The sequence below is a fragment of the Aeromonas sp. R7-1 genome (assembly GCF_040908115.1).
GTDB lineage: Bacteria > Pseudomonadota > Gammaproteobacteria > Enterobacterales > Aeromonadaceae > Aeromonas > Aeromonas caviae.
Genome location: NZ_JBFODD010000030.1, coordinates 1 through 18,905, shown reverse-complemented (window position 1 = coordinate 18,905; position 18,905 = coordinate 1). Strand labels below are relative to the sequence as shown.

The window sequence follows — 18,905 nt, the reverse complement described above, 5'->3', positions numbered from 1 at the left end:
TCGCTGTCAGGGGGTCACGTCATCGAACTGCTTGCGAATGTGGTGCTGCAAGACCGCGAGCATGGAGGCGCCGGAGAGGCCTATCATCAGGGCACCGTTGACTGCCTCCAGGGGGCCGAGCAGCTTCCACTGCGGGCTCATGACGATGTCGCCATAGCCCAGAGTGGCGAAGTTGACCCCGGAGTGATAGACGGCCTCCTGCAGGGTATCGAACTCCCCGAGCCACAGGAAGAGCCCGCCCCAGACGCCGATCTGGGCCAGGTTGCCCAGCATCACCAGGGTGATGATGCCAAACAGGGCCAGCATGCCGGCCAGGGCCCCCTCGCGTTCATTGAATCGCTTGACGTAGAAACGGATGCACCAGACGGATACCAGGGATTGCAGCAGCATGTTGACCAGGATCACCGGGATGCCGACCAAAAAAATCGTTAACATATCAATCTCCTAGCTTGGCTTCTGCCAGTGGGCGGCCGACAGGCCACCACTGTTCGAGCAGCAAGATACAGAGCCAGCCATAGCCGGCCACCACCAGATAGAGGCCGCAACGCATGGCGGCCGCCAACCACACATCCTTGCCGGTGGCGCTGTCCTCGATGGCCGGGCCAAACAGGATGAGCGCCGTGATCCAGGTGTTGCTCCAGAAGGATGGCGGGAAACGCCCCACCACCAGCCGCACCAGGCGCCGCGCCAGCCAGAGGGTCATCAGGGCCAGCATCAGTACCAGCATCAGGAGCGAGGGCCAGAGGCTGAGCCCGAGCCAGAGTGCGAACGCCAGCAGGGCGCCCATCAGGGTCGAGAGCACCAGCTCCTGGCCCGCCTGTCTGGCGTTGAGGGAGGTACTCTGCTGGGCCAGGGTAACCGTCTTCATCACCGCCGGAATGTAGAACGCCGGATTGCCGAGGGCCAGCAGCCACACCGGCAGCACCATGGCGACGGCGCGCAGCGCCAGCCGCTCGGGATGTTCGGGGGGCAATGGCACCGGTCTTGCCGCCGCTCCCGCCACCTGCAGGGGAGGGAAGAGTGCGTGGGCCAGGCGGTTGACCAGGGTGCCTATCAGGATCCCCAGTCCCATCATCTGGGCAAGGGCAATGGCAAGGGACTGCTCGATGAGACCGGCCACCGGGATCACCGTGATGGCCATGATGAGCAGCATGGCGGCGGCGCCCTTGCCGGCCATCGCCTGCTGCATCAGCAGGTAGAGCAGCAGGGCGACGAGCAGCACGGCCGCCAGGGCATAGTGGGTCAGCAGGGGCACCAGCGGCACGCCGCCGACCATCACGGCCAGCAGCAGAGCGCCACCCAGCAACCCTTTGCCAAGGCTGAGCGGCTCGCCGGGTCGGCACAGCACCACCCAGGCCATGATGACCCCGAGGTGGGGCATGGGCAGCGCCAGGCCGTAACAGATCCCCGTCGCGAGCCCGATGCCAGTGCCAATGCGCAGTACAGCCCTGTCGGCGTTATGCATCTGGCGCCTCAATAGAGGAAGGAGAAGAGGCTCATCAGCCGGATATAGAGCGCTCCCAGGAAGTGCATCACCCCGCTCTCGCCGGTGTAGACCAGCACATCGGCCTGGCCGCCGACCCGCAGCGCCTCGACCGGCGGAAAGTCGTCGCTCTGGAAGGCGACCTTGACCGGGAAACGCTGGGCCTGGCGCAGCCAGTCGCGGTTGTTGTCCACCGTGGGCAGGGCGCCGGCGGGCTGGCTCTTGCCATCGCTCACCCCGTAGCCGACGCTGCGAACCTCCCCCTTGAACAGCTGTCCGGGCAGGCTGTCGAGCAGGATGGCGACCCTGTCCCCTGGTCGAATGTTGCCGAGGTTGTTCTCCGTCAGATCCGCCGACACCCAGACGTCGTGGATGGCGATCAGGGTCATGGCCGGTGCGCCGGCCCCGATAAACTGGCCTGCATCCGTGCTGAGGTCGGTGATGAGCCCCCGACCCGGCGCCACCACGCGGGTGTTCTGGCGATCCAGCTCGGCCTTGTGCACCGCCGAGCGGGCACTGAGCAGCTGGGAGTTGTCATCGCCGCTCGCCCCGGCGGCCTCGATGGCGCGGCGAACGTCGGCTTCGGCTGCCGCCACCTGGCTCTTGGCGGTCTCGCGGCTGGCCTGGGCCACCTCCAGGCGACGCACCGAGATGGCCCCCGGATCTTCCCGATAGAGCCGCTCCTGGCGCTCCGCATCCTTGGCGGCGTTGTCATAGGCGGCGCGCATGGCCATCAGGGAGGCTTCGGCCGCCTTGACCCCTTCGGTGTTCGCCTTGACGCCGCTCAGCACCGTCTGGTAGTCGGATCTGGCCTTGGCCAGGGCGATGTCATAGGGCTCGGGATCGATCTCGAACAGGGGGGTGCCGGCCTCCACGTCCTGATTGTCGTGGACATAGACCCGCTTGATCTGGCCGGACACCTCGGCGGCGACGGGGACCACGAAGGCCTGCACCCGGGCCTGGGAGCTGTAGGGGGTCAACCTGTCCGCCAGCAGATACCAGGTGAGCAGGAGGAGGATCGCGGCCAGCAGCCCGAGGGTGGCGCGGCGGCTGGCCTGACCGGGAGAGGCTGTGTCAGTCATGGGAGTTTGCCTTCTGTGTCATGGGGGAGTGGGCTGCGTCGAGCAGGGGGGCCCAGTCGGCGCGCGTGCGCAGTTGAGCCTCCACCTTGGGGGTCACCAGGGGACGTTCGCGCCCCTGTTCCCAACCGCCACCCAGTGCCTTGTAGAGGGTGATGAGGTCGCGCATCCGCGCACCACGGCTGTTGACCAGGCGCTCCTGCTGGTTGAACAGGGCACGCTGGGAGTCGAGCACCCGCTGGAAGTCCGCCATCCCCTCGCGGTACTGGGTGTTGGCGATTTCGAGGGAGCGGCGGGCGGCTTCGCCGGTCTGGGTCAGCAGGGCGATCTCCTCCTGGCCGTTGGCATAGGCCACGGCCGCGTCATCCACCTCGCGGGCCGCCTTGAACACGCTGTCGCGATAGCGTTCGTGCAGCTGCTGGAAGCGGGCGTCCTGCACCAGGATCTGGTTGCCGAGCCGTCCCTGATCCAGCAGGTTCCAGCTCAGCGAAGGACCGACGGCCCAGGAGAAGGTGCCGCTCTCGCCATTGGTGGCGTTGACCCCCAGGGTGCCGAGCAGGGTGATGGAGGGGTAGAGCTCGCTCTCGGCCACCCCGATGAGGGCCGACTGGGCGGCCAGCTGACGCTCCGCCACCCGCACGTCAGGACGGCGGCGCAGCAGATCCGCGGGCATCTCGGTGACCAGGGCCAGCTCTCCCAGGGGGATCTTGCCGGTGTCTGAGGCCATCTCGGGCAGGGGACCCGGGGCTCTGGCGAGCAGGGTCGAGAGGGCGTTCTGGCTTTGGCGCAGGCTGGTCTCGAGCTGGGGAATGCCTGACAGGGTGCCCAGGTACTGCGTCCTGGCTTGCTGCACGTCCAGCTCGGCGCTGTTGCCGCTCTTGAACAGTCGCTCGGTGATCTCCAGGCTGCGCCGCTGGATGCGGGCATTCTCCCGGGCGATCTGGAGCCTGGCCTCCAGGGTACGGATGCTCACATAGAGCTGGGCCACCTGGGCGGCCATCAACACCTGGATGTCGTCATACTGGGCCAGGGTCGCGAAATAGCTGGCATCCGCCGCCTCGACTCCGCGCTGGAACTTGCCCCAGAAGTCGAGTTCCCAGCCGAGGTTGAAGCCGGCGCCGTAGCTGCTGCCCGCGCTGCTGTGGCCGCCCCGGGTCTGACCTGCCTGGAGGAATTCTGCCGTTCCCACCGTCGCCTGGGGGCCGAGCAGGCTCTCGGCGATGCCAAGCTGGGCCTGGGCCTCGAGGATCCGCAGGCCGGCGATCCGCACGTCCGGATTCTTGAGGAAGGCCTCCTCCACCAGGGCGCTCAGCACGGGATCGTGCAAGTTGTCCCACCATCGTCGGTAGTCGGTCACCGTCACCGCCTGCTGACCCTCGCTGGCGCTGTGCCAGTTGGCCATCTCCTCGACACCGGGGGCCTGATAATCGGGCCCGAGCAGAGTACAGGCACCGAGCAGCAGGCAGGTGCCCCCTGCAAACAGGGGGCGAAGGAGAGAAAGTGCGTCGGCCATGGGGTTATTTTTCCGCGTTGGCCAGACCGTCGTTGACCCAGGCCATGAAGATGCGATAGCCGATGGAGAGCAGGGTGGCACCGATGAACATGCCGAGGATGCCGTTGGTGGCCATGCCGCCGAGGGCCCCCAGCAGCACTACCGGCATGGGCGCATCGACGCCACGCCCCAGCAGCAGCGGCTTGAGCACGTTGTCGGCCATGCCGGCCACGACCAGCAGCACTGAGTAGATGACGTTGAGCAGGGTGCCGTGATCCCCCGACATCCACATGAAGGCGATGGCCGGTCCCGTGACCAGGATGACGGGGACCTGGGCGATGCCCAGGATCAGCGCCAGGACGAAGAAGATGCCGACCGCCGGGATCCCGGCGAGGGACATGATGACGCCGGCCAGCAGGGCCTGGATGAAGGCGACCCCGATGACCCCCATGGCCACGGCCCGGATGGTGCTGGTGCACAGCTTGGTGAGGGCGAGGCCCTTGCGCTCATCGGTGATGCGCATGGCGATGCGCTCGGCGCTGATGGCACCCGGTGCACCCCAGGCCATGATGATGCCGGCCACGATGAAAGAGGCGACGAAGCCCAGCAGGCCGCCCCCCATGCTGGCGAGCATGGTGACAGTCTGCTTGGCCATGTCGCCGAGCTGCGGCTTGTAGCTGATGAGGAGGCTCGGCAGATCCACGGATGCCTTGGTCCATAAGGCGTGCAGCTTGGCACCGATCAGCGGGATGCTGGCGATGTCGGCGGAAGGCGCCGGAATCACTAGAGTGTTGTTGTTTACCTTGTCTATCAGGGCGCTGACGCTGTCTCCCAGGGAGCCGAGCATGGCCACGGTGGGGGCCACGATGAGCAGGATGCCCAGCAGGACCAGCAGGGTGGACGACTGGCCCTGTTTTCCCCCGAGTCGGGCGGCAAAGCGCTGATGGAGGGGGTAAAGGGTGACCGCCAGGATCAGGGCCCACAGCATCATGTTCATGAAGGGGGAGAACACGGTGAAGCAGAACGAGCCTAGCGCCAGAATAAGGCCAAATTTGATGAACATGTCCAGGAATCTGGCAACCAATCTTTTTTCGACGAGGGACAGATCGTTATTTTCCATGCTGATATGACTCCAGAGAGGGATGGATGCATGACCCCGCTGACCCTGTGTGAACTCAAGGTCGGCATTCTGGTCGATGGACAATTAATAAGTTTGTTTTCAATGGTTGAGGCATACATCGAGCGCACCTGCACGTTATGTATGGCACAGGTGTTCAAGGCTTAAAACATATTTATCTGCTTGATATGTCGTTGATTGGAAGGCCTGCATTGAGCAGGGCCGAGCATAATGAATGGCCCGATCACGCACAAGTGAACAGTGGTGCCCGGTTTAGCCTGGGTTCAGAAAATCACGACAATCCTCTTTCATGGAACAGGACATCGCATGCAGGGTCTCGAATAAACCTCGCGGTTCACGGAGCGTCGCGCTCCCGTTCGAGGCGATGCGCCCATCTCTGTTGGCCGATGCCGCCCGATATGGCAGTTGGTGTTCCCGGGAGTGACGCTTTATTCTATTGGCTCCTGCGCTGCGGCGATCCAACCCGGGATGAACACCATGCACCTCTCTCTCTCCTGCCCCGTGACTCGTCTTCCCCGTGTGGCCTGGCTGGCGGCGCTGCTGCTGGCCGGTTGCGGCCCCGACAAGCCTGTCAGCCAGGTTCCGACCACCGGCTCCACTGCCCGGCAGGAGGCGGGGGAGCCGAGTTCAGTCGTGCAAGCCAATGCTCGCCAATATCGCGATGCCCCGGCGCTGGCGCTGGTCTTCTCCGGCCCATTGGCGCCCAAGGCAAACTGGCAGAGCTGGCTTTCTGTGAGTGAAGGGGGCAAGCAGGTGCAGGGGGAGTGGATCCTCGCCGACGATGGTCGCACCCTCTATTTCCCGAACGTGCAACCCGACAAACGCTACGAGGTGAGCCTCAAGGCTGGGCTGGGCCCATCCCCCCAGCGCTGGACCCTCAAGACCCGGCCGCTGGAGGCGGGGGCGTCGTTTACCGCGAGCGGCATGGTATTGCCGCTGCGCGACGAGCTGCGCCTGCCCATCAGCGCGGTCAATGTGGATGAGGTCAATATCGACTTCTTCCGGGTCGATGCGGAGTATCTGCCCCGTTTCCTGGCCGAGTATCGCCCCGGTGCCGGCATGGGCAACTGGGAGCTTGAGCAGATCACCAAGCGGGCCAAGCGGGTGTTCAGCGGCCGCTATGCGCTGGAGCTCGATGCCAACCGGCGCGAGACCCGCCTCATCAATGTGAAGGAGCCGCAGCTGGCGGAGGCTGGCGTCTACTTTGCGGTGATGTCGCCCCTTGGCAACTACGACTGGCGCAAGGAGACCACCTACTTTGCGGTGAGCGACATGGGGCTCAGTGCCCGCCGTTACCGCGATGAGCTGGAGGTGTTCGTCAGCTCCCTGGCCAGCGCCGACCCCCTCAAGGATGTGCAGCTCTCCCTGCTCGACCAGAAGGGCAACCGGCTGCAGGTGCAAACCACCGACCCCCAAGGTCATCGCCGCTTCGATCAGGTGCAGGGGGCTCGCCTGCTGCTGGCCGAGCAGGGCAACCATCTGGCGGTGCTGCGCCTCGATGGGGCGGCCCTCGATCTCTCCACCTTCGATCTCGGCACCCAGCCCTGGCAGGCCCAACAGCTCTATCTGTTCAGCGGGCGCGATCTCTATCGCCCCGGCGAGCGGCTCGACAGCGAGATCCTGCTCAAGGGGCAGGATGGCCAGCTGCTGCCGGGCATGGCGGTGGAGCTGGAGGTGAAACAGCCGGACGGCCAACTGCTCGAACAAAAGCGCCTGCTGCCGGACAATTTGGGCGCGGCCCACTACGGCCTGCATCTGCCGGATGATGCGCCGCTCGGGCGCTGGACCATCAACCTCAAGACTGCCGCCGGCAGCCGTTTCGAGTGGCCTTTCCTGGTGGAGGAGTTTTTGCCGGAGCGCCTGAAACTGCAGCTTGGCAAGGGGCCGGATGGGGAAGTGACGAGTCTGGACGCCGCCCTCACTCTGCCGCTGCAAGGGGACTATCTCTACGGCGCACCAGCCAGTGCCACCAAAGCCAAGGCGGAGGTGAAGTTAAGCCGCGCCACCATGCCCTTCACCCAGTGGCAGGAGTTCACTCTGGGTGACGTGCTGCTCGCCGAGCAGGCCAGGGATCTTGAGCCCCTCAGTCTCACCCTTGATGCGCAGGGGCAGGGGACGTTTTCGTTAGCTGATGAGCTCGATGGGGTGCGCGCCCTCGGGCCGCTGGAGGTGGCCTATCGAGTGTCGCTCTCCGAACCCGGTGGCCGCGCCGTCAATCGCAGCCGCACCCAGTATGGCTGGCCCGCGGGCAGCCAGTGGCCAGCGCTCAAGGCCGATTTCGTGGCGGAGCGGGTGGAAGGGGGCAAGCCGCTCCCCTTCCAGATCCTCAACCTCGATGAGCAAGGCCAGCCGGTGGCGGGGTCGGTGAAGGTGCGCCTCATCAACGAGTACCGCGACTACTACTGGCACTACGCCGATGGGGAGGGGTGGAAGTACGAGTTCAACAGCCAGCCCTATCTGGAACAGGAGCAGACCCTGCAGCTGGATGGCAAGGGGCCGACCCCGCTCACGCTGCAACTGGCGGCGGGCTGGTATCGATTGGAAGTGGAGAACAGTCAGGGCCATCAATCCAGCCTGCGGGTGGAGATAGGCAGTTACGCTTGGGGCGGCGGTGGCGAGCAGGCACGGCCCGACAAGATTGCCATCACCCTCGACAAGCGCGCCTATCAGGCGGGTGACAAGGCCAAAGTGACCCTGGTGGCCCCGCGCCCCGGCAAGGGGTTGCTGCTTGTGGAAGATGGTGACGGCCTGCGCTGGTGGCAGCGCATCGAGCTCAAGGGGGCCGGCAACGATGCCAAGGATGCCCGAGGCGAATTCGAGATCCCGGTCAGCCCCGAGTGGCAGCGCCATGACCTGCATATCTCGGCCCAGATCGCCGCGCCAGACAGTGACTCAAAGCCGGTGAGCCAAAAGAGTGTGCAGAGCCTGCGCTCGGTCGGGCTGGTGCCGTTCACCCTGGATCGGGAAGCGCGCCGTCTGCCGCTTACCCTGAGCGCGCCGGACAAAGCGGTGCCGCTCACCCGGCTGGAAGTGACCGCCACCTCCACCCCCAACAGTCAGGGCCGCGTGGTGCTGGCGGCGGTGGATCGGGGTGTGCTCAATATCAGCGATTATCAACCCCTCGACCCGTTCGAGATCTTCTTTGGTCGCAAGCGCTACGCCCAGGATTTGTTCGACAACTACGGCCAGGTGATCCCGCCGCAGGATGGCAAGCTGGCTCGCCTCAACTACGGGGGTGACCGGGCGCCGCTGAAAAAGGGCGGCGCGCTGGAGAGCCGGGTCGAGATTGCCGCGCTCTGGAGCGGCGAGGTGAGTTTTGATGAGAGTGGCAAGGCGGTGATCCCGCTCGAGCTGCCCAACTTCAACGGCGAGCTGGCGCTGATGGCGCTGGCCTGGAACGAACAGCAGGTCGGTGAGGCCGAGCGCGCCGTCAAGGTGGTGGCGCCCTTGGTGGCAGAGATCGGCTGGCCGCGCTTTGGCGCCAGAGGGGATGAGACCCGGGCCCTGGTGCAGCTGCGCAACATGAGCGGTGAGGATCAGACCCTCTCCCTTGTCTGGACCCTCAACGGCGGGCTGAAAGCAAACGGCGAGCTGCCCGGCACCCTTTCCCTTAAAAATGGCGAAGAGCAGTGGCTGACCCTGCCGCTCACCGTGACCGGGGCGAGCGGTGTGGCAAGCCTGCAGTTGGCGGCCAGCGGCAAGGATTTTGCCATCAGCCGCGACTGGACTTTGCCGCTGCGCTCCCCCTGGCCGGCCGAGACTCGCCAGCGCTACCAGATGTTGGCTCCTGGTCAGCAGATGAGCTTTGCGCCAGCTGAGCTGGCCGGGCTGGATCGCGCCAACCTGCAGGGGCTGCTCAGCCTCTCCGGCACCCCGCCCTGGGATCCAGCAGCCCAGTGGCAGGCGCTGGCCGACTACCCCTATGCCTGTCTGGAGCAGACCCTGTCCCGTGCCTGGCCTTACTTGCTGACCACGGCGGATGAGCGCATCGCATGGAGCAAACCCGCAGAGGGCAAGAAAGCGGCGAGCGAGGCGGATGTGCAACGCGCCCTGCTGCAACGGCTGCAGCGGTTGCAACTGCCGAGCGGCGGCTTTGGTCTGTGGGATGGCCGCTCCGACGAGGAGCAGTGGCTCACCGCCTATGCCGCCGATTACCTGCTGGCGCGCAAGGAGGCGGGCGATGCCGTGCCGGAGGTGATGCTCAATCAGGCGCTGAACCGGCTGCAGAGCTATCTCACCGACAGCCAGTATGGCGAGCGCTGGAGCAGTGCCCCCGAGCACAGCCGGCTGGCCTATCAGGCCTACAGCGCCTATGTGCTGGCCCGGGTGGGCAAGGCGCCGCTCGCTACCCTGCGCCTTATCTGGGAGCAGCAGGCCGATCACGCCCGCTCCGGTTTGCCACTCTTGCACCTCTCGCTGGCGCTCTCGGCCATGGGGGATGAGCAGAATGCCGCCAAGGCCCTCAGCCGGGCATTGGCGACCGAGCGCGGGGACGATTATCTGGGGGATTACGGCTCGCCGCTGCGCGATCAGGCCCTTGAGCTCTCCCTGTTGCGCCAACACAAGCTGGCTGCGGAGCGCTGGCCGGCCCTCAGTGCCAAGGTGGCCGATACCCTGGCCCATCGTCAGTGGCTCAGCACTCAGGAGCGGCTCGCCCTGCTGCGACTCGCCCGCGTCGATCCGGCCGTCGACTGGCAGGCCAGGGTGGCTTCCTCTCTTGGCAGTGGATCCCTGAGCGGTTCGGCTCCGCTGCAGCAGGGCACCCCTGAGGCGCTGGCGGCGAGCGCCGTCACCAACGAGGGCAAGGGCTCCCTCTATGTGCAGCGCACTGTGATCGGCTACCCCGAACAGGCTCCTACCCGGTTGAGTCAGGGGATAAGCGTGACCCGCAGCTGGTTCAACAGCGACGGTCAGCCGTTTGATCCCACCAAGGTGAAGGTGGGCGATCTGGTGGTGGTGCGGCTCAATGTCAGCAGTGAATCGGCGGTGCCCGATGCCCTGCTGGTGGAGATGGTGCCCGCCGGCTTTGAGCTGGAGAATCCGGCCCTTGGCAACAGCATCAAGCTCGAAGAGCTCTCCATCGAGGGGAAACCGGCGTGGCAGAGCGAGTGGAACGACTACCTCAAGCATCAGGAGTTTCGCGATGACCGCTACACGGCGGCGCTGGATCTGAGCGCTGGGAGTAACCAGCAACTGGTCTACCTGATGCGGGCGGTGACGCCGGGTCGCTATCAGGTGCCGCCGACCCAGGTGGAGGATATGTACCGACCCGAGCTGCGTGCCGTGGGTGAGGATATCCATGAGGTGATCATCTCTGAGTAACAAACCCTCCCTTGAGCGGGTTCGCCCGCTCACTTTCTGGCAGCGTGGCTGGCTGAGCCTGGGTCGCACTGGCCACGCTGGCTTGCGTTGGCTTGGTCGCCTGCCACGTTGGCTGCGCTTTTCGGTGCTGGGTGTTGTAGCACTGCTCCTGTCATTGCTGGCGCTGGATCGTATTTTCCCGCCGCCGCCGCTCGACCCTGCCTACGCACGGGTGGTGCTCGACATGAAGGGGCGACCGCTGCGTGCCTTTGCCGATACCAGCGGCGTGTGGCGTTACCCCGTGACCCTGGAGCAGGTCTCCCCCCGCTATATCGAGGCGCTGCTGGGCTACGAGGATCGCTACTTTTGGCACCATCCCGGGGTCAATCCGGTGGCCATGGTGCGCGGGGTCTGGCAGTGGCTGCGCTATGGGCGCGCCGTGTCGGGGGGCTCGACCCTCACCATGCAGGTGGCACGCCTTATCGAGCCCTACCACAGAAGCGTGCCCGGCAAGCTGCGCCAGATGGCGCGCGCGCTGCAACTGGAGTGGCACTACGACAAGCGCACCTTGCTTACCGTCTACCTCAACCGGGCACCCTTTGGCGGCAATCTGGAGGGGGTGCAGGCCGCAAGTTTTGCCTATCTCGGCAAGAGCGCGGCCAAGCTGACCCATGCCGAGGCGGCGCTCTTGGCGGTGCTGCCTCAGGCCCCCAGCCGCAACCGGCCGGACCGGCATCCCGAACGGGCTCGCGCGGCTCGCGACAAGGTGATGCAGCGGCTGGTGGCGCAGGGGGTCTGGCCCGAACAGGTGTGGCTGGAGGGACGCATCGAGCCTGTGCTGGCCCGCGGTCACTTCACGCCGATGGAGGCGCCGCTCTTTGCCCGCCTCGCCGCCGACCATCAGGCCGGGGCCCTGGTGCATACCACCATCGACGGCGATCTGCAGCGCTGGCTGGAGGGGCGGGTGGCGAGCTATATCCGCCGCTTCCCCGAGCAGACCTCAGCGGCGTTGCTCCTGGTAGACAACAGAACCATGGCGGTGCGCGCCTATGTGGGCAGCGCCGAGTATGGCAATTTGCGCCGCCACGGTTACCTCGACATGGTGCAGGCGATCCGCTCCCCCGGCTCTACGCTGAAGCCCTTTATCTACGGTCTGGCGATGGACGAGGGGTTGATGCACTCGGCCTCCCTGCTCTCCGATGCGCCGAGACTGGGGTCTGATTATCGCCCCGCCAATTTCTCCGGTGCCTTTCAGGGGCCGGTGACGCTCGCTCAGGCGCTGCAGCAATCCCTCAACGTGCCGGCGGTGCAGGTGCTGGAGGCGCTCGGGCCCGACAAACTGGTCAGCCGTCTCGACAACGCCGGGGTGAGGCTGGCGCTCGTAGGCAAGCCCAATCCGGCCATTGCGCTGGGGGCGGCGGGCATTCGGCTCGAGCAGCTGGTGGCGCTCTACAGCGCACTGACCCGGCAGGGGCAGGTGGCGATGCCGGTCTGGCTGGCGGGGCAGCAGGCGGTGTCACGCCCCTTGCTGAGCCCGGGGGCCGCCTGGATCATCTGGCAGATATTGAGCGCCCAGGGGCGCGCGGATCAGCCCTTTGCCAGTGAGGCGACTGGCCGGGTCAATCGACTGGCCTGGAAGACCGGCACCAGCTATGGCTATCGCGACAGCTGGGCCATGGGGGTCTCCGGTCGTTGGACCATCGGCGTCTGGCTGGGGCGCCCCGATGGCACCCCCATGCCCGGCTTTTATGGACAGAGCGCGGCAGTGCCGCTGCTGCTCTCTGTCTATTCGCGGCTCTCGGACAACAGCCCCCTGCCGGCACAACCCAACACGGTGAGCGAGGCCGAAGTTTGCTGGCCGCTGGGGCGCAAGACGAGCGCGACCCTGCCAGAGGCCTGTTTGCAGCATCAGAGCGCCTGGCTGCTGGAAGGGCGCGACCCTCCCACCTTGCCGGATCCCATGGATTGGCCCTCGCCGCTGCGCCAGGTTGCGCTCACTGTCGACGGCAAGCCGACGCTGACCCGCTGCCACGATGCGGCACAATCCGCTTTTAGAGCGCTCTGGCCGCTGTCGCTGGAGCCATGGCGCTCACCGGGCGAGCGGCGTCAGGCGCTGCTTGCCAGGGGCTGCGCGGGGGAGGGACAGAGCGCCGAGCAGCAGGCCCCCATCCGCATCCTGGCACTGGGGGAGGGCAACCTTATCCGCAGTCAGCGCTATCGGTTGCAGCCCAAGGTGCTCGGCGGTGTCGGCAAGCCGGCCTGGTTTCTCAACGGCCAGCGGCTGCGCTGGGACGGGGATCAAGTAGTGAGCAAGGCGGGCCGCTATCAGCTGGTGGTGGTGGATGAGGCGGGAAACAGCGATCGCATCGAGTTTCGGCTGGAAAACCCCTCCTGAGGGCGTGGTGAGCGCCAGAATATTGACGGCATCGGTGATGGTCCCGATGCCGTCAGTTGATTGTCGATTCCCCGGCAGAGGCGGGGAGTCAGGGCTTGACCTGCCCCAGCCGGGTGAAGAAATGCCGGCTCTTGCGCTGGTGGAAGTGGCTCTTCTTGATGGGATGAAACACCAGGTCGCTCTGTGGGTGACTCCCCTTGAGGTGGTGGATCATCGCCATGGCCGGTAAGCCAGTACTGACGAGCGTGGTGAGCGGCAGGGTGACGGTCTCGGGTCCCAGCAAGGGTGTGAACCCCTGCTGGGCCTGCTCGAAGCGGGTCAACACGGCGGGTTCGGCGTAGCCGCTGCCCAGCATGGCGAGCAGGGCATCGAGGGCCTGATGGAACTCGGCGAGCTGCTGACGAAAGCCGCTTCGCCCCCGCAGGGCAATGAGCTCTGCAAACGGGATGTCGGCCAGGTGAGTGGGCACTTGCAGCGGGATCTCGAGGTGGAAGCAGTCCTGGCCGCCCCGGTTGTGGTAGCGGGATTCGAGCAGATGGAGCAGCCGATCCAGATAGTCGTGATCGGTAATCAGCGCCCCGTCATTGGCGAGTGCCCACTCACGGGCGAGGCGCATGGAGAGCAGGTTGGCAAAGCGGCGCGCCATTCTGATCCCCCCTTCATCCTGCGTCGCAAAGCCGTGGGTCAGACAAAACCCGTGCAGCCGCTCCAGTCCCGCCTGAACCGGGCAGAAGCAGTCGTGGTTGGGGGCTGAACGCCAGCGGGCGATGAGCTCCCTGTTGCCAAACACCTTGTGGCGGACAAAATCGGGGGCGACCAGGCCGGCAATCTGGCTCTCCACCTGGGGCGTGATATGGGCGAAGAAGGCGGGTCGTGGCGGCTCGGCCAGCAGGTCGGTTTGCTGGCGCAGGGTCTCCAGCAGGGCGGTGAGACCGCTCTTCTCACTGACGGTGAAGACGAAGGCGAGCCGCTCCAGATAGAGCAGGGCAAACTTGAGCCAGAGCTCGTCGCGTACCTCCATGCCGGGGTAGTAGATATGGGTTTTCATGGATGCTGTGTTGCCAGGATGCAGGGGTGGGAATATACGCATGATTGCCCGGATGCGGCAAACTTTGCGTGGGGGAATGTGAGCGGCCGCTCATGCAGTAGGCGCTGGTCACAAAGTTCTGATATAATTCGCGCCCTTAAATCAAGGCCACCGAGTCATTACCATGAAGTTCATTATCAAGCTGTTCCCTGAAATCACCATCAAGAGCAAGTCGGTTCGCCAGCGCTTTATCAAGATCCTGCAGGGCAATATCCGCAATGTCCTGCGCCGCTTCGACGACGATGCCCGGGTGCGGATGGATTGGGACAAGCTGATCGTGAGCTCCCGCAATGACCAGTTCCGCGAGCAGGCCATCGAAGCCCTTGCCTGCATCCCCGGCATTCAGGCCTTCCTCGAGGTGCAGGCCAGCAAGTTTACCGACCTGCACGACATCTTCGAGCAGGTGAAAGCCGTCTGGGGTGATCAGCTCGAGGGCAAGACCTTCTGCGTGCGTGCCAAGCGCCACGGCAAGCACGAATTCTCCTCGCTGGAGATTGAACGCTACGTGGGCGGCGGTCTGAACCAGCACTGCGTGAGCAACGGCGTGCGCCTCAAGAACCCGGATGTGAAGATCAACCTCGAGATCGATGGCGAGGAGCTTTTCATCGTCAGCGCCATCCACCAGGGGCTGAGCGGCATGCCCATCGCCACCCAGGAAGATGTGCTGAGCTTGCTCTCCGGCGGGTTTGACTCGGGTGTCGCCTCCTTCCAGTTCATCAAGCGCGGCTGCCGGGTGCACTACTGCTTCTTCAATCTGGGTGGGGCGGCTCACGAGATTGGCGTCAAGCAGGTGGCCTATCACCTGTGGAACCGTTTCGGCTCCTCCCACCGGGTGCGCTTCACCGCGGTGGACTTCGAGCCCGTGGTGGCCGAGATCCTCGAGAAGATCGACAACGGCCAGATGGGGGTGGTGCTCAAGCGGATGATGATGCGTGCCGCTGCCAAGGTGGCCGACGAGTTCCAGATCCCGGCCCTGGTGACCGGCGAGTGCGTTGGCCAGGTTTCCAGCCAGACCCTCACCAACTTGAACGTCATCGACCGGGTGACCGACAAGGTGATCCTGCGCCCGCTCATCACCTGGGACAAGCCGGACATCATCAGCGAAGCCCGCCGCATCGGCACCCTGGAGTTCGCGGAGACCATGCCGGAGTATTGCGGCGTGATTTCCAAGAAGCCGACCGTGAAGGCCGAGCTCTCCCGCATCGAGGCGGAAGAGGAGAACTTCGACTTTGCCATTCTGGACAAGGTGGTGGCCGAGGCCCGTTACCTCGACATTCGTCGCATCGGTGAAGAGACCGCCGCCGAGGTGCAGGAGGTGGAGACCACCGCCGAGAGCGGTGACGACGAGGTGATCCTGGACATTCGCTCCATGGAGGAGCATGACGACAAGCCGCTGGTGGTGGAAGGGCGCGAGATCATTCATATCCCCTTCTTCAAGCTGGCTACCGCCTTTGGTGACCTGCCGAAAGAGAAGACCTACCTGCTCTATTGCGATCGTGGCGTGATGAGCAAACTGCAGGCGCTTTACCTGAAAGAGAAGGGCTTTGCCAACGTCAAGGTCTACCGTCCGTGATGTGACGGCAAGACGCGTATAAAAAATCCGGCCAAGGCGCCGGATTTTTTATTTCACTCGGATGAAGGTAGACGCTCAGGGGCAGGGGACCGGGGTGAAGGTTTCCTGACCCTGACAGCGCCAGCCCATCTCGGCCTGACGCATCTGCCACAGGTTGTTGCTGCGAAACAGGGTCAGGATGTAGAGCATGTCGCTACGCTGGCCATCAAGGGCCACCGAGAGCACCAGATCGTTGTCCAGCTGTTGAGCATGGATACGGGTGGGTACATCTTTATGGCCCACGAAGCGGCGAGCCACTTCGCGATAGTCGTTGACCCAGCCTTGCTGACTGCTGCTCGCCTGACGGATCTGCTGGTTGAACTGCTGCACCGGGGTGGATGCCAGACGCCCGAACAGGGCCTGTGCCCCCGCATGAGCCGCTGCCACCATCATCAGAACAAGTGTGGTAATGAGCCCAAGTTTTTGCATGAGGTTTTCCGGCTTGAAACGACCCCTGTATGACAACAGAAAAGCCGGCTTGGTTCAATCTTGTCCCTGCCGGGATGGGATCTCGCCCACTCTGAGGCTTCTCAGTTGCGCTGCAGCGAGAAGGTGGGCAGGGAGAGGTGCCAGTAGATGGCCGCCACCCTCAGACCAAACACCCCGAGCATGCTGATGAGCATGGCGCTGACCCTCTCTACCCCGACCTCCAGCGACAGGGTATAGAGGATACCGCCCAGAATGCAGGCGGTGGCGTAGATCTCCTTTTGCAGCACCATGGGCACTTCCCGGGCCAGCACGTCCCTTATCATGCCCCCAGCGACCCCTGTCATGGTGCCCATCAATACGGCGATAAGCCCAGATGTACCAAAGTTGAGGGCTTTTTGTGCCCCGATCACGGTAAAGAGCGCCAACCCGAAGGCGTCCGCCACCGGCAGCACATACCAGGGCATGCGGCGGGGCCGTTTGACCATCCACATGCCGATGAGCGCCGTGGCAATGACCACCCAGATATAGAGGGGGTCGCGCACCCAGAAGACCGGGGTTGCCCCCAGGATCATGTCGCGGATGGTGCCCCCCCCGATGGCGGTAACCGCCGCCAGCACCATGACACCAAAGCCGTCCATCCTGAGGCGGCCCGCCACCAATACGCCCGAAAACGCGAATACCGCAGTACCAAACATGTCGCTGATGTAAACAATCTGCTCAACCAGTGTCTGCATGGAGAACAACTCACGTCCAATAGATGATGGGGCGGCGATTTTAGGGGCAAGGTGTGGGGATGAGCAATGCTGGCGTGCAAAAGTGGGAGCCAGCGCCGGTTTCTGAAGGCTGGGTGAAGATCACGCTCCCGCCTTGTCTGATGCGGGCTGCGGCCACTATGGCCCGGGGGGCGGGCTGTCAGGTGACAAAAAATCCCGATTTTTTTCTCAAGGGTGAGGAATAGAGGCCGATATATAGGTTAGGCGGCGATTACTGCCATAAAGGCAGAAAAAAGAAATTAAAGTCTTGTGAAAAGGCGCCGTTAACTAAACATATCAGGCACAAAACACAATAAAGCCTGAGTGAATTAAAGTTAAATTTTAATAGCTTAGGAGAAAAATCATGAGTCTGTATATCAATACCAACGTTTCATCGCTCAACGCTCAGCGTAACATGATGAACAGCACCAAATCCCTGGATACCTCCTACACCCGTCTGGCCTCTGGCCTGCGCATCAACAGCGCCAAGGACGATGCGGCAGGTCTGCAGATCTCCAACCGTCTGACCTCCCAGATCAACGGTCTGGACCAGGGCAACCGCAACGCCAACGACGGCATCTCCCTTGCTCAGACTGCTGAAGGGGCGATGGATGAAGTGACCGGTATGCTGCAACGCATGCGTACCCTGGCTCAACAATCCGCCAACGGTTCCAACTCCGCCAAGGATCGTGAAGCCCTGCAAAAAGAAGTGGATCAGCTGGGGGCCGAGATCAACCGTATCTCCTCTGCAACCACCTTCGCAGGGACCAAGCTGCTTGATGGTTCATTTAGCGGTACTTTCCAAGTAGGTGCTGATGCCAACCAGACCATCAGCTTCAGCCTGAGTCAGGCCAACGGTTTCAGTATCTCTGGAATCGCAGCGGCAGCGAACACCACGGTAACGGCAGCAAGTGGTGGTACCCTTGCGGTCGATGCCATTTTCACTAACGGAGCTGCAGCTGGCGGTATCAGCATCAGTACCCAGACCAACGCCCAAAACGTGCTGGCTGCGGTTGATTCCATGCTGACCGTGGTCGACAGCAAGCGTGCCGAACTGGGTGCGGTGCAAAACCGTCTGGACTCCACCATTCGCAACCAGGCTAATATCTCGGAAAACGTCTCTGCCGCTCGCTCCCGTATCCGCGATGCAGACTTTGCGACCGAGACCGCCAACATGACCAAGCAGAACATCCTGCAACAGGCGGCTTCCAGCATCCTGGCCCAGGCCAACCAGCGTCCCCAGTCTGCACTCTCCCTGCTGCAGAACTAAGGTCCTGATGCCGAGAAAAAGAAAAGGGCGGTTGTTCAGGCCGCCCTGGTAAACAAGATGGAACAATGGGGTGTTCGGATTTACGCCTTGTTCTATCGAAAGAGAAGTTCTCTTATTGGTATACCCCTCGAGTGTTGCGCAGATCGTTCACTCTGTCACCCTCGAGGTTGTTCTCCTGAGCGTAAGCTCTTCTTTGGCCGACATTGTCGGCCTTTTTTATGGGCGCCGAAAAAATGGCGACACAGAGAACACTGCACAACCCATGCCAATTTATGGCATCAGATATGAAAAAGGCGGGAGAGGAGCAAGGGAGGGGGAAATGAAGTGGCCGATGGGCTACCAAGGCTCCGCTTTCTCACTTTAGTGATCTGGTATGCATAAATTGTTTTAAAGGTTCTGAGAGGCAGGCCGTTACAGAAGATGAAGCAAATCGAGGGGTGTTCGGAAAACCAACATTTGCGCAACTGCGGGTCCGATGTCCGTTCAAACAGCTGACCCGCCAGATGAGACAGACCGTTCAATCTGTCCATCTGAACGGTGGGAACCTGATTGTGTATGACACAACACACAGGGCCCGCAGTTCCTTGTTCATCAGGAGAGACCTTTTATGGCCATGTTTATCAACACCAACACTTCATCACTGAACGCCCAGCGTAACTTGATGAACACCACCAAGTCGTTGGATACCTCTTACACCCGTCTGGCCTCCGGCCTGCGCATCAACAGCGCCAAGGATGATGCGGCGGGTCTGCAGATCTCCAACCGTCTGACCTCCCAGGTAAACGGCCTGGACCAGGGCAACCGCAACGCCAACGATGGCATCTCTCTGGCGCAGACCGCTGAAGGGGCCATGGACGAAGTGACAGG

At 63.5% G+C, this 18,905-nt stretch carries 13 protein-coding genes and 1 pseudogene; 6 read left to right on the top strand and 8 right to left on the bottom strand.

Features of this window, described 5'->3' with window-relative positions; genetic code table 11:
- Positions 1–6: 6 nt before the first annotated feature.
- The 5 genes from AB5Y51_RS06540 to AB5Y51_RS06520 are packed head-to-tail and all read right to left on the bottom strand — an operon-like array spanning position 7 to position 5,174.
- On the bottom strand, positions 7–435 hold the full coding sequence (locus tag AB5Y51_RS06540; RefSeq protein WP_039038648.1) for an ion channel: 429 nt from the start codon (positions 433–435) through the stop codon (positions 7–9).
- Position 436: 1 nt separating this feature from the next.
- Complete coding sequence (locus AB5Y51_RS06535) at positions 437–1,465, bottom strand: hypothetical protein (protein WP_368178186.1); 1,029 nt, start codon at positions 1,463–1,465, stop codon at positions 437–439.
- Positions 1,466–1,473: 8 nt separating this feature from the next.
- Positions 1,474–2,565 (bottom strand): HlyD family secretion protein, encoded by a 1,092-nt coding sequence (locus AB5Y51_RS06530; RefSeq protein ID WP_368178185.1) that lies wholly within the window; start codon positions 2,563–2,565, stop codon positions 1,474–1,476.
- On the bottom strand, positions 2,558–4,075 hold the full coding sequence (locus AB5Y51_RS06525) for an efflux transporter outer membrane subunit (RefSeq protein WP_368178184.1): 1,518 nt from the start codon (positions 4,073–4,075) through the stop codon (positions 2,558–2,560). The genes AB5Y51_RS06530 and AB5Y51_RS06525 overlap by 8 nt, the downstream gene beginning before the upstream one ends.
- Before the next feature lie 4 nt (positions 4,076–4,079).
- Positions 4,080–5,174, bottom strand: a complete 1,095-nt coding sequence (locus AB5Y51_RS06520; RefSeq protein WP_042865259.1) for an AI-2E family transporter — start codon at positions 5,172–5,174, stop codon at positions 4,080–4,082.
- 30 nt (positions 5,175–5,204) lie between these two features.
- Between AB5Y51_RS06520 and AB5Y51_RS06515 the strand changes: the two genes are divergently transcribed.
- The 3 genes from AB5Y51_RS06515 (at position 5,205) to pbpC (ending at position 12,888) form a co-directional block, all read left to right on the top strand.
- Positions 5,205–5,339 (top strand): hypothetical protein, encoded by a 135-nt coding sequence (locus AB5Y51_RS06515; protein WP_010674281.1) that lies wholly within the window; start codon positions 5,205–5,207, stop codon positions 5,337–5,339.
- Between the two features lie 330 nt (positions 5,340–5,669).
- A complete protein-coding gene (locus AB5Y51_RS06510) occupies positions 5,670–10,514 on the top strand; it encodes an alpha-2-macroglobulin (RefSeq protein ID WP_368178183.1) in 4,845 nt (1,614 codons plus the stop codon).
- Between the two features lie 52 nt (positions 10,515–10,566).
- Positions 10,567–12,888, top strand: coding sequence for a penicillin-binding protein 1C (gene pbpC / locus AB5Y51_RS06505; protein ID WP_368178211.1), 2,322 nt, complete (start codon positions 10,567–10,569; stop codon positions 12,886–12,888).
- A gap of 88 nt (positions 12,889–12,976) precedes the next feature.
- Here the strand turns inward: pbpC and AB5Y51_RS06500 are convergent, their stop codons facing one another.
- Complete coding sequence (locus AB5Y51_RS06500; RefSeq protein WP_277856816.1) at positions 12,977–13,936, bottom strand: hypothetical protein; 960 nt, start codon at positions 13,934–13,936, stop codon at positions 12,977–12,979.
- Between the two features lie 163 nt (positions 13,937–14,099).
- Here AB5Y51_RS06500 and thiI point away from each other — a divergent pair, with 163 nt between their 5' ends.
- On the top strand, positions 14,100–15,548 hold the full coding sequence (gene thiI, locus AB5Y51_RS06495) for a tRNA uracil 4-sulfurtransferase ThiI (protein WP_198497997.1): 1,449 nt from the start codon (positions 14,100–14,102) through the stop codon (positions 15,546–15,548).
- Positions 15,549–15,623: 75 nt separating this feature from the next.
- Here the strand turns inward: thiI and AB5Y51_RS06490 are convergent, their stop codons facing one another.
- Together AB5Y51_RS06490 and AB5Y51_RS06485 are read right to left on the bottom strand one after the other, a co-directional pair.
- Positions 15,624–16,016, bottom strand: coding sequence for a hypothetical protein (locus tag AB5Y51_RS06490; protein ID WP_039038657.1), 393 nt, complete (start codon positions 16,014–16,016; stop codon positions 15,624–15,626).
- A gap of 101 nt (positions 16,017–16,117) precedes the next feature.
- Positions 16,118–16,750 (bottom strand): trimeric intracellular cation channel family protein, encoded by a 633-nt coding sequence (locus AB5Y51_RS06485; RefSeq protein ID WP_368178182.1) that lies wholly within the window; start codon positions 16,748–16,750, stop codon positions 16,118–16,120.
- Positions 16,751–17,132: 382 nt separating this feature from the next.
- On the opposite strand from AB5Y51_RS06485, the gene AB5Y51_RS06480 reads away from it, so the two are divergent.
- Both AB5Y51_RS06480 and flaB read left to right on the top strand, forming a co-directional pair.
- On the top strand, positions 17,133–18,038 hold the full coding sequence (locus tag AB5Y51_RS06480; RefSeq protein WP_368178181.1) for a flagellin: 906 nt from the start codon (positions 17,133–17,135) through the stop codon (positions 18,036–18,038).
- Positions 18,039–18,645: 607 nt separating this feature from the next.
- Positions 18,646–18,905: pseudogene (flaB, locus tag AB5Y51_RS06475) on the top strand (flagellin B); the annotation flags it as partial.

Coding starts and splice junctions, on each gene's coding strand:
- AB5Y51_RS06520 (WP_042865259.1), bottom strand. CDS start 5,174: ATGGAAAATAACGATCTGTCCCTCGTCGAAAAAAGATTGGTTGCCAGA.
- AB5Y51_RS06530 (WP_368178185.1), bottom strand. CDS start 2,565: ATGACTGACACAGCCTCTCCCGGTCAGGCCAGCCGCCGCGCCACCCTC.
- AB5Y51_RS06500 (WP_277856816.1), bottom strand. CDS start 13,936: ATGAAAACCCATATCTACTACCCCGGCATGGAGGTACGCGACGAGCTC.
- thiI (WP_198497997.1), top strand. CDS start 14,100: ATGAAGTTCATTATCAAGCTGTTCCCTGAAATCACCATCAAGAGCAAG.
- AB5Y51_RS06510 (WP_368178183.1), top strand. CDS start 5,670: ATGCACCTCTCTCTCTCCTGCCCCGTGACTCGTCTTCCCCGTGTGGCC.
- AB5Y51_RS06480 (WP_368178181.1), top strand. CDS start 17,133: ATGAGTCTGTATATCAATACCAACGTTTCATCGCTCAACGCTCAGCGT.
- AB5Y51_RS06525 (WP_368178184.1), bottom strand. CDS start 4,075: ATGGCCGACGCACTTTCTCTCCTTCGCCCCCTGTTTGCAGGGGGCACC.
- AB5Y51_RS06540 (WP_039038648.1), bottom strand. CDS start 435: ATGTTAACGATTTTTTTGGTCGGCATCCCGGTGATCCTGGTCAACATG.
- AB5Y51_RS06490 (WP_039038657.1), bottom strand. CDS start 16,016: ATGCAAAAACTTGGGCTCATTACCACACTTGTTCTGATGATGGTGGCA.
- AB5Y51_RS06535 (WP_368178186.1), bottom strand. CDS start 1,465: ATGCATAACGCCGACAGGGCTGTACTGCGCATTGGCACTGGCATCGGG.
- AB5Y51_RS06515 (WP_010674281.1), top strand. CDS start 5,205: ATGACCCCGCTGACCCTGTGTGAACTCAAGGTCGGCATTCTGGTCGAT.
- AB5Y51_RS06485 (WP_368178182.1), bottom strand. CDS start 16,750: ATGCAGACACTGGTTGAGCAGATTGTTTACATCAGCGACATGTTTGGT.